At 35.1% G+C, this 15068-nt stretch carries 16 protein-coding genes and 1 other annotated feature; of the genes, 3 read left to right on the top strand and 13 right to left on the bottom strand.

What is annotated here, in order from left to right:
* The first annotated feature begins 220 nt into the window (after window positions 1-220).
* The gene (gene nrdD / locus BN3326_RS06400; protein ID WP_069998264.1) at window positions 221-2338 is read left to right on the top strand and encodes an anaerobic ribonucleoside-triphosphate reductase; all 2118 of its coding nucleotides are present in this window, start codon (window positions 221-223) and stop codon (window positions 2336-2338) included.
* A complete protein-coding gene (nrdG, locus tag BN3326_RS06405) occupies window positions 2335-2823 on the top strand; it encodes an anaerobic ribonucleoside-triphosphate reductase activating protein (protein ID WP_069998265.1) in 489 nt (162 codons plus the stop codon). Before nrdD ends, nrdG begins: the two co-directional genes overlap by 4 nt.
* An 80-nt stretch (window positions 2824-2903) precedes the next feature.
* Here the strand turns inward: nrdG and BN3326_RS06410 are convergent, their stop codons facing one another.
* From BN3326_RS06410 to BN3326_RS06460, 11 genes are all read right to left on the bottom strand, one after another.
* Window positions 2904-3218 (bottom strand): hypothetical protein, encoded by a 315-nt coding sequence (locus BN3326_RS06410; protein ID WP_069998266.1) that lies wholly within the window; start codon window positions 3216-3218, stop codon window positions 2904-2906.
* A gap of 136 nt (window positions 3219-3354) precedes the next feature.
* Entirely contained in the window at window positions 3355-4302 is a 948-nt protein-coding gene (locus tag BN3326_RS06415) for an L-lactate dehydrogenase (protein ID WP_069998267.1), read from the bottom strand.
* A 49-nt stretch (window positions 4303-4351) separates the two neighbouring features.
* A complete protein-coding gene (locus BN3326_RS06420; protein ID WP_069998268.1) occupies window positions 4352-4786 on the bottom strand; it encodes a DMT family transporter in 435 nt (144 codons plus the stop codon).
* 199 nt (window positions 4787-4985) lie between these two features.
* The gene (asnA, locus tag BN3326_RS06425; protein WP_069998269.1) at window positions 4986-5993 is read right to left on the bottom strand and encodes an aspartate--ammonia ligase; all 1008 of its coding nucleotides are present in this window, start codon (window positions 5991-5993) and stop codon (window positions 4986-4988) included.
* Window positions 5994-6059: 66 nt separating this feature from the next.
* Window positions 6060-6317 (bottom strand) — a binding site (T-box leader).
* 76 nt (window positions 6318-6393) lie between these two features.
* The gene (locus BN3326_RS06430; protein ID WP_207646312.1) at window positions 6394-7095 is read right to left on the bottom strand and encodes a GntR family transcriptional regulator; all 702 of its coding nucleotides are present in this window, start codon (window positions 7093-7095) and stop codon (window positions 6394-6396) included.
* Window positions 7096-7123: 28 nt separating this feature from the next.
* A complete protein-coding gene (locus tag BN3326_RS06435; RefSeq protein ID WP_069998271.1) occupies window positions 7124-7780 on the bottom strand; it encodes an N-acetylmuramoyl-L-alanine amidase family protein in 657 nt (218 codons plus the stop codon).
* A gap of 31 nt (window positions 7781-7811) precedes the next feature.
* Window positions 7812-8309 (bottom strand): ferritin family protein, encoded by a 498-nt coding sequence (locus BN3326_RS06440; protein WP_069998272.1) that lies wholly within the window; start codon window positions 8307-8309, stop codon window positions 7812-7814.
* Between the two features lie 113 nt (window positions 8310-8422).
* Entirely contained in the window at window positions 8423-9097 is a 675-nt protein-coding gene (locus BN3326_RS06445; RefSeq protein WP_069998273.1) for a uracil-DNA glycosylase, read from the bottom strand.
* Window positions 9098-9271: 174 nt separating this feature from the next.
* On the bottom strand, window positions 9272-9727 hold the full coding sequence (locus BN3326_RS06450) for an RrF2 family transcriptional regulator (protein ID WP_069998274.1): 456 nt from the start codon (window positions 9725-9727) through the stop codon (window positions 9272-9274).
* A gap of 71 nt (window positions 9728-9798) precedes the next feature.
* Window positions 9799-10650: a YitT family protein gene (locus BN3326_RS06455; protein ID WP_069998275.1), complete on the bottom strand. Its 852-nt coding sequence runs from the start codon at window positions 10648-10650 to the stop codon at window positions 9799-9801.
* Between the two features lie 164 nt (window positions 10651-10814).
* Window positions 10815-12194 (bottom strand): DUF4340 domain-containing protein, encoded by a 1380-nt coding sequence (locus tag BN3326_RS06460; RefSeq protein WP_069998276.1) that lies wholly within the window; start codon window positions 12192-12194, stop codon window positions 10815-10817.
* A 162-nt stretch (window positions 12195-12356) separates the two neighbouring features.
* Between BN3326_RS06460 and BN3326_RS06465 the strand changes: the two genes are divergently transcribed.
* Entirely contained in the window at window positions 12357-12899 is a 543-nt protein-coding gene (locus tag BN3326_RS06465) for a hypothetical protein (protein WP_069998277.1), read from the top strand.
* A gap of 11 nt (window positions 12900-12910) precedes the next feature.
* On the opposite strand, the gene BN3326_RS06470 is transcribed toward BN3326_RS06465, so the two are convergent.
* Window positions 12911-13822, bottom strand: coding sequence for a DMT family transporter (locus tag BN3326_RS06470; protein WP_069998278.1), 912 nt, complete (start codon window positions 13820-13822; stop codon window positions 12911-12913).
* 199 nt (window positions 13823-14021) lie between these two features.
* Entirely contained in the window at window positions 14022-14999 is a 978-nt protein-coding gene (locus BN3326_RS06475; RefSeq protein WP_069998279.1) for a calcium/sodium antiporter, read from the bottom strand.
* Between the last annotated feature and the right edge of the window lie 69 nt (window positions 15000-15068).

Raw genomic sequence — 15068 nt, forward strand, 5'->3', positions numbered from 1 at the left:
CAAACATTCTTTTACATTTATAATATCCTATTTCTAGCAAATTGGAATCATGACTTTTTTTTATTTTTTTTACCAAATCCTATTGACAAAAAACTTCTAAACTACTCTCTTGTAATTTACACATGCAACATATAGTATAGTATTAGCCAAGAGTTATGCATATATGGTACTTGGTATAATGTGAAGTTCTTATGATTTTATATTTTAAGGGGGATATTTAATGAAGTATTATGTGATCAAGCGTGATGGCAGAAAGGTAAGTTTTGACTTATCTAAAATAGATAATGCTATCACCCGTTCAGCAAAAAACCTGAACTTATCTGTAGATATAGCTGTTATTTCACAAGAAGTCGAAAATCGTATTAGAGGGTCCTATAAATACGAGATTGATGTTGAACAAATCCAAGATCTTATTGAAGATACACTTATGGATCTTAAATTAATAGATATTAAAAATTCTTACTCTAACTATCGCAAAGAAAGAACACGTATTCGAGATTTAAAATCTGAACTTATGGATACTGTACATAGTATTGGTGTTGAAACCGATCGCGATAATGCCAATGTAGGCAATAATTTTTCATCTAAATTACTTAGAATAGCTAGTGAAACCAATAAATGGCATAACCTTTCTAAAATGCCTAAACGACTTGCTAAACTTCATGAACTTGGAGATTTATATTATCATGACTTAGATAGCTATAATTTAGCTACAAACTGTTTACATATCGATACAGGCAAAGTCTTTGAAAACGGCTTTAATACAGGTTATGGTACCATCCGTCAGCCTAAAAGAATTGAATCTGCGGCTGAGTTATCTTGTATCTTGCTCCAGGCTTCTCAAAATGATATGTTTGGGGGACAATCCCATGTTAATTTCGACAATGACATGGCGCCTTATGTAAAATCTACTCGTGATGAAATCTTTGAGGAATACGCGGCACTAAAAGACTGTATGGCAGAAGAAGATTTTGTATCCTTTGCTGAAAGCAAGCTTATCTCCCGTGTGCGTCAAGCTATGCAAGGCATTGTTTATAACCTCAATACAATGCATTCAAGAGCTGGTTCTCAAGTACCTTTTAGCAGTCTTAATGTGGGAGTTCCTCAGTCTGCTGATGCTGCTTTAGTGTGCCAAATTTTCTTAGAAGAATATGAAAAAGGACTAGGTAAAAATGAGCAGCCTATATTCCCTAATATTATCTTTAGAGTAAAACTCGGCGTAAACCGCAGACCGGAAGACCCTTACTACTATTTGTTTAAACTGGCTTGTAAAGTAGCTGGTTCTCGTATGAATCCTACTTTTATGAATTTAGATGCCGATTTTAATCTGCATTATTACAATATGGGTATACTTCCTGCAACTATGGGCTGCAGAACTTATATATGTTCCAATGTGAATGGTCAAGAAGGTCCTAACAGACGGGGTAACAATGCACCGACTACTATTAACCTGCCTCGTATTGCAATAGAAGCTAAGGGGGATTTAGATAGATTCTGGGAGCTCTTAGACAAGAAACTGAATCTCGCAAAAGAATCACTTCTCTATCGTTATGAGGTGCTTAAAAAGCTTAAGGTGAAAGATATGCCATTTGTAATAGGTGAAGGACTGATGCTGGGGTCTGAGGGACTCGGCCCTAATGACAGTATTGATCCTATTCTTAAGAATGGTTCATGGAGCATTGGATTTATCGGTCTTGCTGAAACCCTTATCTCACTTACGGGCTCTCATCACGGCCAGTCAGAAAAAGCCCGTGAACTCGGTTATCAGATCGTTCAGTGTATGAGAGACTTTACGGATAAAGCAACTTATGATACACAGATGAACTGGAGTTGCTATGCTACTCCTGCAGAAGGCTTAAGCGGTAAATTCGTACTTCAAGACCGTGTTAAATACGGTGTTATTGAAGGGGTAACAGATAAAGATTACTATACCAATAGTTTTCATGTGCCTGTTGGCTTTACCATCTCTATCCCTGATAAAGTACAGATTGAGGCACCTTTCCATAAAATGTGTAACGCAGGGCATATCAGCTACATTGAAGTAGATGGTTATCCTGAAGGCGATACACTGGAGAAGATCATTACATATGCTTATGACCATTCTAATATCAGCTATCTTGGCATTAACTTTCATTTAAGATATTGTAAAGACTGCGGTACCTATATCAATGAACATTCTAAGACATGCCCTGATTGCTCTGGTACAAATATTCAAGGCATAAGCCGTGTAACAGGCTACCTAAGTCTTGATGAAAGGTTTGGAAACGGGAAACTTTCTGAAAGAAGAGACAGACTTTCTCATGATGGCAGCAATAAAAATACTTATACGAGCGTATGATAAGCCTCCGTGTCGCTGGATTTTTAGACCATTCTACAGTAAACGGCGAAGGTTTTAGGAGTGTTTTATTCCTATCAGGCTGTCATCATAACTGCCTGGGCTGTCATAATAAATTACAGCAAGACTTTGCTTATGGCGAAGACCTTCCCATTACTGAGATCATAGCTAAAATTTCAAAAAACAAACGTTTACTTGATGGTGTTACCATCTCGGGCGGTGAACCTTTTGAACAAAGTGAAAATCTTAGACCTTTACTTGGAGCACTCAAAAAACTCGATCTTTCTATTTGGGTTTATACAGGCTATTTATATGAAGACTTAACTAAAGATCCGATTAAATCCTTGCTGCTGCCGTTTATTGATGTCCTTGTAGATGGTCCCTATATAGAAGCTTATGCAGATGCAAACCTTAAATACCGTGGTTCTTCTAACCAAAGATTTTTAAATTTAACTGAAGGTAAAATTTCTGCCTATTTAACTTATTAAGCCAAGCTATTTAGTTATTGTATTTTAAAAAGCAGTAAGAATATGTATTCTTACTGCTTTTTATATGTACGCTATTATCTTTATAAAAGATAGCCTATAAACCAGCCTATAATAAGTACTGTAAAAATAACAGACATGCTTCGGCCTATATCTGCACCATAATCATCCCTATATCTATCGCCTAAATACCATGCAGGCAGCAAGAAAATCATTGAGTAGAATAAAGTGTAATGTACGCCCGTATTGCCTTCTGACCATGCTTGAAGACCTAAAGCCTTTAATACATAATCCCCTATGCACATGCCATTTGAGAATGTGATACTAAAGCCTAGTCCTAAAATGAGTAATACAATTGAAAAGCTTCCCACTCCTATCTTATGTTTTAAACTTTCCATGCTTCCCCCTTTCTGTGTGTCACAAGCACTCCTGTAAATTTTTACCTTTAATGGTAATATTATAGTACATATTATATAATATTTCAATAATAAAAAACTTATTCTATTGTTTATAATTTTTCAGGGGACAGTACCACTAAGAATAAATGGTTTTTATCATACTTTTGACACTTGCTGCACTATCAACAAGCTGACTTTTTTCAGTTTCTGTCAAGGGAATATCCAGAATCTCATGAATACCTTCTTGCCCGATAATACAAGGCACACTGACAGCGACATCATGAATACCATATTCTCCACTTAGTGTTGTAGCTACAGGAAGTATACTTAACTCATTGAGACTAATGGCCTTCATAATTCTTGCAACACTTTGCGCTACGCCATAATTTGTATACCCTTTAGCTAAGAGGATCTTCATGCCGGCTTGTTTAACATCACGAAGAATTTGTGCTTTATCAATGGGGGCTTTATTAAATTTCTTAGCGCACGCATCAATGGGGATCCCGCCTAAGTTACATAGACTCCATGTTATAAATGCACTTTCTCCATGTTCACCCAGAACATAGCCATGTACGTTTTTAGTATCTACTAAAAAATATTCCCCGATAATACGTCTCATACGGGCTGTATCTAACAAAGTCCCTGTACCAATAATCTTATGCTGAGGATAATCAAATTCCTTTTGAGCAACATAAGTAAGAATATCTACTGGATTTGATACAAATAGGATAATAGCTTCTCGTGTATAGCGAATAATCTCCTTCATAACGCTTCGTGTTACATGTGTATTCGTCTCTATCAGAATACGCCTATCCAGCTTTTGCCCTGGTTTTACACTGGGTCCTGCACACATCACAATCATCTGTGAATCTTTACAGTCCTCATAACTCCCCCTTCTGATATATACATTGGGTACATAAGAAAAAGAGGTCGTATGAAACGCATCGAGCGCTTCTCCCTCTGCCTTTTCCTCATTTTGATCAATAAGAACTATCTCCGCTATAAGGCCTGAGTTTAATATGGCCATCATAGTTGCTGAACCTACCATGCCCGCGCCTATAATACATACTTTATGTTTAATCATCCTATAATCCTTTCTTATAATATGTTATAAAGTTAAAAATATTTTTCTTTCAATTTTTCCACTGAAATACAATAATGCCTATAACCATTATGCCAACCCCTACAAGTTTTGTCCACATAAATGGTACTTTTTCTGTATCAAATAACCCAAAAAGTTCAATTAAGTAAGAAGCAAAGGTCTGTGCAACAAGTATAATCATAATCGCATAGGCTGGTCCTAGTCTGCCTATAGATACAACAACTGTATAAACAATACCTGCCCCAAGCACGCCACCTAATAAATACAGTTTATTGACGACCCTTAATCCTTCTAAATGTGCATCTCTTGTAAAAAATAATACACAAAGACAAAATACAAAGCCCACAGCATGTACAATACTATTTGTGAGCCACATTCCAGCCTTTTCTGTTACCCTTGTATTCCATACCCCTTGTATACTCATTAAAATTCCCGATGCAATGGCTGTTAAACTACTTATTAGCATAACCAACACTCCTTATTCAGACATAAAAACATAAACGTATTTTGCATCTTTTATCATATTTTATACACCTCCCTAGAAGTTAGTCCTATTGTACGTTGCGTTAGAGAGCAAAAGACCGTATAAAATACGCTGCAAGTGTATTTTATACGGTCTTTTTATTTTGCTAAGTTACATGTTGTTTCTCTCTATTTGCTATACCTTAAAGCAATATAATATTATTTTCTTCACAAGTTTTGATCATTTCATTTGGCCATATGGAAGCCTGCACTTCTCCAATGTGTGCTTTTTGTAAAAAATACATACAGATTCTTGACTGGCCAATACCTCCTCCGATTGTATAAGGGAGGGTTTTATTAATAATTTTCTTATGAAAATCCATCTCAGCTCTTTCACTGCAGCCTCTAATTTCAAGTTGTTTAACCAGTGATACTTCATCTACTCTTACCCCCATAGACGATAGTTCAAAAGCCTGTTTTAAAATTGGATTCCAAAACAAAATATCTCCGTTTAACTCCCAATCATCATAGTCAGGTGCACGCCCATCATGTTTCTCCCCGCTTGATAAGGCATTCCCGATCTGCATCACAAATACCGCACGTTTTTCTTCACAGATTGCATTTTCCCGTTCTTTAACAGATAGCTCTGGATAAAGATCTAAAAGTTCCTGGGAAGTAATAAAAGTAATTTCCTCTGGTAACCATTTTTCAAGACTTGGATATTCAGAGATAATAAATTTTTCAGTTTTTAAAAAGGCATTATAGATTTGTTTTACAGTTTGTTTTAAGAAATCTTCTGTTCGCATATCTTTTGAAATGACTTTTTCCCAATCCCATTGATCAACATAAAGTGAATGAAGGTTATCAAGTTCTTCATCTCTTCTTATCGCATTCATATCCGTATAGAGGCCTTCATTAACTTCAAAGCCATATCTCCCAAGTGCCATCCGTTTCCACTTTGCTAGAGAATGTACAACTTCTGCATATGCTCCGTTATCATCTAATATATCAAAGCCAACTGGTCTTTCTACCCCATTCAAGTTATCATTTAATCCTGTTTCTGGCTTTACAAATAAAGGTGCTGATACTCGTGTTAAATAAAGTTCATATGCCAGTGCATTTTCAAAATAATCTTTAAGCTTCTTAATAGCTACCTCAGTCTCTCTTAAGTCTAACTTTGGTGTGTACCCCTCTGGTAATTGTAGTTTCACGCATACTCCTCCTTTAATTAAATAACATAAGATAAAATAAAACAATAAAAAAACCCTCATCCCAAACAAAGGGACGAAGGTTAACTCGCGGTGCCACCCTAATTGATTTAAATAAAATTTATTTAAATCCTCTTAGAAACGTACAGATTGAACTCGATACGTTCTAGATATAACGGTCTACCCCGTCTAAGCCTACTCAGCGCATGCCTTTCGGTTAGAAACTCCAAGATGTTCTTCAATAAATGCCTTGCTGCCGATTTTCAGCTCCCTCGGCTCTCTTATAAGCTTGCAGCATAAATCTACTCTTCTTATCATTGTCTTTAACTATAATTAAATTCTATCTGGAATTATAAATAATTTCTAGGTTTTTGTCAAGCAAAATGAGAGGATTCATAAAATATTAAAGATTATTCCAATCAAATGCTTCTGCTTCGTACTTATGTAAAATATGTTCAGCAAATACCATGCCAGATTGTTCAGCATGTTCTATGAGTTTATTAACCAGTGCCTCTTTATCCTTTTTCTCGATATAATAGACAATCTCTCTATGATCGGCTTTTATCTTTTCCTTTATGGAAGTTTCTTTCATAATGTACATACAATACCGTTCAACTCTTATAAACAAGTTACGATAAGTTTCAATAAGATGCGTATTTTGCGTACCATCACACAACATTTGATGAAAAAGCGTATTCAAACTATTAAAGGTATAGACGTCTTCTTCCTCTTCCATCTCTAGAATAAGCTTATAAAGTGCCTCTATTTGGGCAGTGCCTATAGATACTGCAATAATATCTGCAATACCTGTTTCTAATATTTTTCTAAGTTCAAAAATCATTCTCATTTCTTCCAGGCTTAAGGGTGTTACAATAGCCCCCTTATTACGCACTGAAGTAATTAACCCTTTAGCTTCTAACTGTATAAGTGCTTCTCTGACAGGGATAAGGCTTACATCAAACTTTTTTGCAATTTCATCTTGCTTTAACGGTAATCCTCCTTGAAGTGTTCCCCTTAAAATCCCATCTCTTAATGCTTCAGCTATCCTATCGGGTACTGTTTTATAACCTTGTATTTGACGAATAGTTACTGATTCTGTTTTCATACCTTTTATTATAGCAATATTTCTCAACTTATTCAATACGATAGGTAATCCCATAATATTGGAGTACGCCTTCAACAACTTCTCTTGCCACTTCGTCTCTAAAGGCTGGATCTCCCATAAGTATGGCTTCTGGCGCATAGTCCATAAAACCAGGTTCAATAAGTGCAGCTGGCATTTGTGTTCTTCTTAAAACATAAAAATTCGCAGGTTTTGCCCCTCTATCTACTTGCGGCGTCCCTCTGAGCAGTGCAGCTTGCAAATTTCTTGCAAGTCTTTGTCCCCTTGTACTTGTTGGATAGTAGAATGTTTCAACGCCTTGAGCTCTTGTTTGATATTCTGTCCCTAATATATTATAGTGTACACTTACAAATGTAGCAATGTCTAAGTTTGTCGTGTCAATACCTTGTCTTTGAAGCTCCGCCCTATGGTCTTGATAAGCGCGATTTGCACGTTCTACGCGCTCAGCAAGTGGTGTATCTGTTTCATCCGGGGAAGTAATATAAGTTGCAAACCCTAATTGTCTTGCATACAAGTCAGCTAGCGCAACAACAGCTTTATTAAATTCATACTCTTGAATAACTCTGCCATCAGGCAGCGGTGGTGTTCTTCTTTCCGGTGTAGTAATCCCATGACCTCCATCTAAAATCAATAAAGGTGTAAAGCCCAAGCTTTCTCTAACATCCATTCCATTTCCCCCTTTAATTATAAAATAAAGTTTATCTAAGTGGCCCATACCGATCTGCATCAAGTTCTCTCAGTACCTTTGTAAGCAGCTCGATATGCTCTTTCTCATCTTGATTAATGGTATTAATAATCTGAAATACAAGAGATATAGGGGATTGCATAAGTATCATCTCATAATAATTGACAGCTTCAAGTTCCAGTCTAATATCATTCCTTACATGGTTTAAAATCTCGAGATTTCCCCTTTTTACAACAGCCGGCACCAGTTGGATCTTAGATGGCATTATAAAATTTAGATTACTTACATTTTCATACTGAACTGCTTGCTCGGGATCAAGCCTTCTAAGTAACTCCAGAAGCATCCCATAATGCCCTTTTTCATTTTCTACAATATACTGCCATATTTCATTTAATTCGTGAATATCCGATTCTTGTATATGACGTTCATATTGGTTGATAGCCTGCAATTCTTCGCGCATAGCATTTCTTATGGACAGCGTATAGGTGACAGCTTGCTCTTGTCTCACCATATAATAGTGGCCTCCTAAAATACGTTTCATAATAGTATAGTCATCAGGCCTGTACATTTATGACTTAATTTAATGAGACAATCCACGTTCACTTATTAACTTATGGGATAGCTCTAAAGATTCTCTATCTGCCAATCGATAGGCTTCACCCTATGTTTCTCTAACAATTCATTGGCTATTTTAAAATGATTGCAGCCAAAAAAACCATTATGCGCAGATAAGGGGCTTGGATGCGCTGCTGTTAAAATGGTATGGGCTTTATTGGTAATAAGCTCACTTTTTTTCTTAGCAGGTGCTCCCCATAACATAAAAATAACAGCTTCTTCTCTGTTATTCAGCGTCTTAATAACTGAGTCTGTAAAAGTCTCCCACCCTTTACCTTTATGGGATTGCGGCGCGCCTGCCCTTACGGTAAGTACAGTGTTAAGCAGCAGTACGCCCTGCTTAGCCCATTTTATAAGATAACCATTATTCGGTATATCACATTCTAAAGTATCCTTTAATTCTTTATAGATGTTTCTAAGTGAAGGCGGTACAGCCACCCCTGGCTTTACAGAAAAAGCCATACCATGAGCTTGTCCTGGCCCATGATATGGGTCTTGTCCTAAAATAACAATTTTGGTTTCTTCATAGCTTGTAGTTTTTAGTGCATTAAAGATATCATGCATCTCCGGATAAATAGTATTTTTTGCATACTCCTCTTTTAAAAAAGCTCTTAAATTTTGATAATAGAGTTTGTTAAATTCATCCTGCAAATACGTATCCCACATGTTATTAAATGTTATCATTCTTTTATTCCTTTCCCACTATTTACTTTAATTGCCTCTACTTATCATATCCTTATTTATAAAATTTATAAAGTTTTTCTACGGATTTGACTGTATCCATAGCATTCACAATCAAAAAAACGACGGGCGTAGGCCCGTCATTATAGTGTTTGAAAATCTCAAATAACCAGTATTTCAAATATAGTACATTAAACTTTCATCAATACTAAGCATTTGATAATCTTTCATGAGATCTTCTATTGTCATATGATCAATAATATCACAAATACTTTCTGTCATCTTTTGCCACACATTCTGCCATAAACATTGGTGCATATTTTGTAATACCAGTGACTTATCGTCAGTCTGCTCTTCTTTTTCTACGATGACAATCTCTCCTTCTATTGCTCTTATAACATCACCTACAGTTATTTCACTTGGTTTTCTAGCAAGCATATATCCACCCTGGGAACCCTTAACACTTTTTACAATATTCGATTTTTTCAGTAAAGAAAAAACTTGCTCCAAATAATTAACAGATAGTTCTTGTCTTTTTGCAATGTGGATAAGTGCCAGCTGTTCTCCCCCAGAGTGGACGGCTAAATCTACCAAGGCTCTAAGTCCATATCTTGCTTTTGTGGAAAATTTCATTATGCGCCTCCCTCCAATCCCTACTATACCTGTATGTTTTATGATAAATCCTTTTTAAACAAGTGTCAATACTATCTTTTAAATCCTTCCCCTACAACCTCATGTAAATTCTGTACCGTTACAAAAGCTAACGCATCAATCCCAGCAATATGCCTTTTTAACTCTATAAATTCTCTGCGGTCCATCACAGTTGTAATCACAGTCTTTTTCTCTTTGCTATAGGCTCCCTCCGCATGATAGATAGTTGCTCCTCTATCTAATGTGTGAAGAATATAAGTATTAATATGTGCTGTCGTTTCACATGAAGAGGGAATAATCGTAACAAATTTTTGTACATTAATCCCTGAAATAATATAGTCTATAAGTGTACTTGTTACAATAACACCAAGTACAGCATAAAGGCCTTTTTCAAACCCAAAAATACCAATAGCAAGAAGGACTATGGTCATATCTGCAATAACAAGAGCCGTCCCTATATTAAGCCCGCTGTATCTCGCAATAATCTTCGCAATAATGTCTGTCCCCCCTGAGGATGCCTCTAAATTAAATACAATCGCCTGCCCGATCGCTATAAATAAAGCACCAAATAAAAGAACAACCAAAACATCTTTACTTAAAGGCTTAAAATCTGGAAATAGAAACTCTAAAATAACCATTAAAAAAGCTATCTCTAAACTGCATATAATACTTTTTAAACCAAAGCTCTTTCCCAGTGCAACAAATCCTATTGCAAACATAAAAATATCCAATACTAAAATAATAACCCCTATAGGCACAAAAGGTAAAATAGCTTTAATCACAATAGATAAGCCACTTATGCCTCCTGCTGCAAGCTGTGAAGGTAGCCAAAAAAAGTATAAGCCTACAGTTATAAATAATGCACCTAACAACATACCACTATATTCTGCTAAAATTTTTCTCATTTTCATCACCTTATTCTATTATTTCTTTCTATAAAATATTTTATGTCCTATCCTATACTCTGTAGTGTATGTCAAATGTCTGTATTCTACTATAAGCTCTGTTCATTTTTTTTATCTCCTAATATATTAAAAGAGATACGTAAGTATCTCTTTTAATATATTAGCTATTGTTGACTTGTCTTAAGTGTCTCATAAAGTATGTTTAGCATATTCATGACAGGCTGTTTACCCACTGCAAATTCTATCATCCCGTCTAATCTTAAAATATAAAACTGATTATCATATGGAATAAGTTCTATAAGCTTCGCTTCCTCTGTCTCAAAAAGATAACGAATAGTAATCTCTGCTTTTCTTTCCTGCCTTTTTTCTATGTCAGGGTTTTGAAGAACCGCTTCAATAGATACCCCATTTTGTATGAGTTCAATAAGCTCCCCAGTTTTATCATTATCTAATGCAATACCCTCTATAACCCCTGTTAAATGCATTGCTTCATTCTCCGTTGTTTCTTTTTTAAGATCTAAAACCAAGGTTCTCCCAGGATTTGTTATTGTAATTTGACTAAGTTGTGACAAGTCTGGTATGTATACTTGTTTACGAATGAGGGCAATAGGTTTAATATGATTTACTACACTGAGCTTTTCTTCTAACATTTTATAAACGTATGGATCATCAGCCGTCATAAAATAGACCCATTCATTTTCTTTTGCTCCAAAAGCCATCGTCCATTCATTGTTTATTGTAATCGTAAGCTGTGGATCATCTAAACCATATGCTTCCAAATTTTCTTTACTCCCTACAAACTGATCTTTTTCAAAAGCTAAAATCTGACCTATTATCCCTTCTGTTGTTTCAGTATCTAACTCATGAGATTGCTTAAAAAATCCTTCCAGCAACCATTTTTCATGGTCTACATAACCCACCTTAGGATTTTTTTGAATATGGATAGCCGGTTCATTTTTTTTGAGGATCTTAATATCCTGTGGATCTACTTGCCATGGCATATAAATCTTTTTTTCTATCAAAGCATCTCTTGTCTGAAGAAGCGATGCTGCTGCCTCACTTTTTACCACATATAATTTTTCATCTAAGTGCGTACCTAAATAGCGTCCCATCTTATCAAGTGTCTGGCTTCCTACCCTCAAGGTATAATTATTATTGGCTTCATCATATAATGTAATAATACGTGAAGTATCATCTATGCCATATTTGTTGGGATCTATGGAATTGTAAATAACCTCCGTAGTTTCTAAAGCATTAACAGTGCGAATGAAGTTTTCAATGACCTGGTTATCGTAATTTAATTTTTCATGTTCTATATCGCTCCACCTCTCATCCTGTTTGTGAAGAATGAGTGCTTTTTCATCCTTAATTTCTATTCTTGATATACTATTTGGATCAAATGTAAAGAGATTGATCTGTACATTCTCTATGATTTCTTCTTGCATCTTTTCATTATCTACTTGATTATTTTTCTTATAATAAGGAATAGCCAGCATTGCCAGCAATCCTATAATACATAAGGCTGCACCTATTTTTTTAAGCATGTTATATCCTCCTGGTTTTTAAGCACTATCTGTGATGTCCTTAGAAGTCTTTATAAGACTCATACTGTTCATACTTCTAATAGTATATACCATTTTTTTAAAATGTACAGATGCAAAAAGCACGTTTAACAAAAAGTTCACATTATTAAAGGGGGATTTTTAATGCACTTACTGCGTATCAAAAATAATAGCTGTGATTTGTTTTCTAATTTTCTTACCCATAGTTTCTTTTCCTTACTCGAACAATGCTATCTTTATGAACTTTCCAAGCTAGAGCATCCTTTACCCATTTCAAATGAGCTTACTAAAGCCATCAAGTCGTTTTTATTTATACTTAAGACATCTAAAGATTCTATGGCATTATTAGAGAAACAAATCTTTACATATTATATGCCTTATCATTATCGAACTAAATCACAAATACTTAACTATATGTATCTACACTATTCTGAAGGTGCGCATTATTTAAGTTTGTCAAAGTCTCATTTAACACTGCCTCGCGCTAAAAAAGGGTACATGCAAGTTGTATCTCGTCTTAAAAAACATCATGAATATGATAAAATAACTGCTTGTAATATTGCCTTCATTAAGCTCTATTTAGCTATTATTTACCATAGTTTTCCCACTGCCTCACAGCTGCCAGATATTTTTAGAGTCTACACCGCGGAAGACTTCTCCAAGCAACTTAGCCACTATACAGGCTAACTAGTACCTTTTTATAGTTTTTCTTCAATACCACTTAGTGCCAAAGACTGATTAGGCTTCTTTTGTGTGAGATATACGCCGAGTAAAATAAGTGCCGAGCCTATACCTGCATAAATAGTGATTTTTTCTTTAAGTACCCATGCTGAACCAATTAGAGTAATCACTGGATTTAAATAAATATAATTATTAGTTTTAACGGCCCCTAAATTTTTAACGGCAATATGCCATAATATAAAACCTAGTGCCGAAGCTGCAAGCCCCAAAAATAACAAATGAAAAACAATCCCTAAGTCCATAAATTTTGTTATTTCAAACTTATACTTTGATCCAATTAATATAGGAACGATTGTAATAATTGCATAGAAAAACACCTTTCTTATAGTATAAATAGGAGGATATTTGGGGTCAAGTTTCTTAAGTAACACTGTATAAACCGCCCAAGACAAGGCAGATACTGTGGCTAATACTTCTCCCAATCCACTGAATTTTAAAATAAAACTGCCATTAAAAATAACTAAAAACACGCCGGCCATCGCAACGATACATCCTATCCAAGTGGTTTTAATTATTTTTTCATCCTTTGTTAAAAAATGTGCAACTAAAGCTGTAAAAATAGGTGCAGCTGCTAATATAAAACCCACATGAGAAGCTAGGGTTAAATTTATTGCAATATTCTCAGTTAAAAAATACATAGATCCTCCAAAGATTCCAAGTAAAGCAAAACCGCTTTCTTCTTTTAAGGAAAATGCATACATTTTGGGATGGATCACAATTAAAGTGATATAGGTAATGATAAACCTATAAAACATAATTTCCAAAGGTGAAAAAGTATTTAACAGTATTTTAGTAGAGACAAACGTTGTCCCCCATATACATATTGTAACAAGCGCCATCATATGATAGATCATTTTTTTATTTTCCATTTTCTACTCCTTATTATTTTATATTATAAGTGTTTTACTCCTTTTTGTAGCTTACCATCAAATCTTTTTTTTAGCAATTCATACTTATTAGAAATATTTTCGTAATCTTTTTCAATAAAAACTAATAACCCTATGACATCCCTTTAGCTAAGCGATTCCCTAGGGTTATTGGTTTAATTTAGGCATACAATATAACTCTTTAGTTTCTAATGATAATAAAGGTTAAATAAGCTATATAAGTACTCGCTAAAAATATCCCTTCAAATTTATCGATGCTTTTTTTGGTTATCGCAAACAAGTAAGCTACAATGCTGATGCCCAGTAAAAATAACATATCAAAAAATACGGTATCACTTATAGCTATTGGACTAATCCAAGCTGATATGCCTAATACAAAAAATACATTAAAGATATTTGAGCCAATTACATTACCTAATGCAATGTCACTTTGCCCTCTCCTTGCTGCTACAATAGAGGTAACAAGTTCTGGAAGAGAAGTGCCTACCGCAACAATAGTTAGGCCTACAAGACTTTCACTCATCCCTAAACCAAGGGCTATCTCAGTGGCTGCGTCTACCACAAACTTGCCCCCTAATATAATACCAACAATCCCTCCTATAGCAAAAATAATACTTTTAAAATTAGAAATTGACGATCCCTCTACGGCTTCTGCTTCAGTTTCAATTTGCTGACCTTTTGTTGTAGCACGAGAAGTAAGGGCAAGTTCTATGAGATAGTACATAAAGATACCAAATAAGACTAAAAGCATCATCCCATCAGCTTGTGTTAAGATATTTTTGGAACTATCTTGAAATTGTGTATCATAAGCCAGTATTAGAAGTACAAATGCAGACAACAGTGCAAAAGGAAACTCTTTGAAAATAATAGACCTTTTGACTTTTAATGGTGATATAAAAGCTGCTATCCCAACTACTAAGAGTAGATTGAAAATATTAGAACCAACTATATTGCCTATGGCCATATCATTTTGCCCTTGCAGCGCTGAGGTAATACTAACTGCTGCTTCTGGTGCACTTGTTCCAAAGGCAACTAATGTAAGTCCTATAATAAGAGTAGGTATCCTAACTTTCCTTGCAATGCTGGATGATCCCTCAACAAAAAAATCTGCACCTTTAACTAAAAGTAAAAAACCCGCAATAAGTATTATATAATCCATGCTTAATTCTCCTTTATGTTTCTTTCTTTAAGATGAGGTTCTTGATATCCTATACACCAATTAACCCTC

It is taken from the genome of Cellulosilyticum sp. I15G10I2, assembly GCF_900095725.1.
Classification (GTDB): domain Bacteria; phylum Bacillota; class Clostridia; order Lachnospirales; family Cellulosilyticaceae; genus FMMP01.

What these genes read in the sequence shown, in the direction of transcription:
- nrdD (WP_069998264.1), top strand. Translation starts at nt 221, where the DNA reads ATGAAGTATTATGTGATCAAGCGTGATGGCAGAAAGGTAAGTTTTGAC.
- nrdG (WP_069998265.1), top strand. Translation starts at nt 2,335, where the DNA reads ATGATAAGCCTCCGTGTCGCTGGATTTTTAGACCATTCTACAGTAAAC.
- BN3326_RS06410 (WP_069998266.1), bottom strand. Translation starts at nt 3,218, where the DNA reads ATGGAAAGTTTAAAACATAAGATAGGAGTGGGAAGCTTTTCAATTGTA.
- BN3326_RS06415 (WP_069998267.1), bottom strand. Translation starts at nt 4,302, where the DNA reads ATGATTAAACATAAAGTATGTATTATAGGCGCGGGCATGGTAGGTTCA.
- BN3326_RS06420 (WP_069998268.1), bottom strand. Translation starts at nt 4,786, where the DNA reads ATGCTAATAAGTAGTTTAACAGCCATTGCATCGGGAATTTTAATGAGT.
- BN3326_RS06430 (WP_207646312.1), bottom strand. Translation starts at nt 7,095, where the DNA reads ATGAAAACAGAATCAGTAACTATTCGTCAAATACAAGGTTATAAAACA.
- BN3326_RS06435 (WP_069998271.1), bottom strand. Translation starts at nt 7,780, where the DNA reads ATGGATGTTAGAGAAAGCTTGGGCTTTACACCTTTATTGATTTTAGAT.
- BN3326_RS06440 (WP_069998272.1), bottom strand. Translation starts at nt 8,309, where the DNA reads ATGGTGAGACAAGAGCAAGCTGTCACCTATACGCTGTCCATAAGAAAT.
- BN3326_RS06445 (WP_069998273.1), bottom strand. Translation starts at nt 9,097, where the DNA reads ATGATAACATTTAATAACATGTGGGATACGTATTTGCAGGATGAATTT.
- BN3326_RS06450 (WP_069998274.1), bottom strand. Translation starts at nt 9,727, where the DNA reads ATGAAATTTTCCACAAAAGCAAGATATGGACTTAGAGCCTTGGTAGAT.
- BN3326_RS06455 (WP_069998275.1), bottom strand. Translation starts at nt 10,650, where the DNA reads ATGAGAAAAATTTTAGCAGAATATAGTGGTATGTTGTTAGGTGCATTA.
- BN3326_RS06460 (WP_069998276.1), bottom strand. Translation starts at nt 12,194, where the DNA reads ATGCTTAAAAAAATAGGTGCAGCCTTATGTATTATAGGATTGCTGGCA.
- BN3326_RS06465 (WP_069998277.1), top strand. Translation starts at nt 12,357, where the DNA reads ATGCACTTACTGCGTATCAAAAATAATAGCTGTGATTTGTTTTCTAAT.
- BN3326_RS06470 (WP_069998278.1), bottom strand. Translation starts at nt 13,822, where the DNA reads ATGGAAAATAAAAAAATGATCTATCATATGATGGCGCTTGTTACAATA.
- BN3326_RS06475 (WP_069998279.1), bottom strand. Translation starts at nt 14,999, where the DNA reads ATGGATTATATAATACTTATTGCGGGTTTTTTACTTTTAGTTAAAGGT.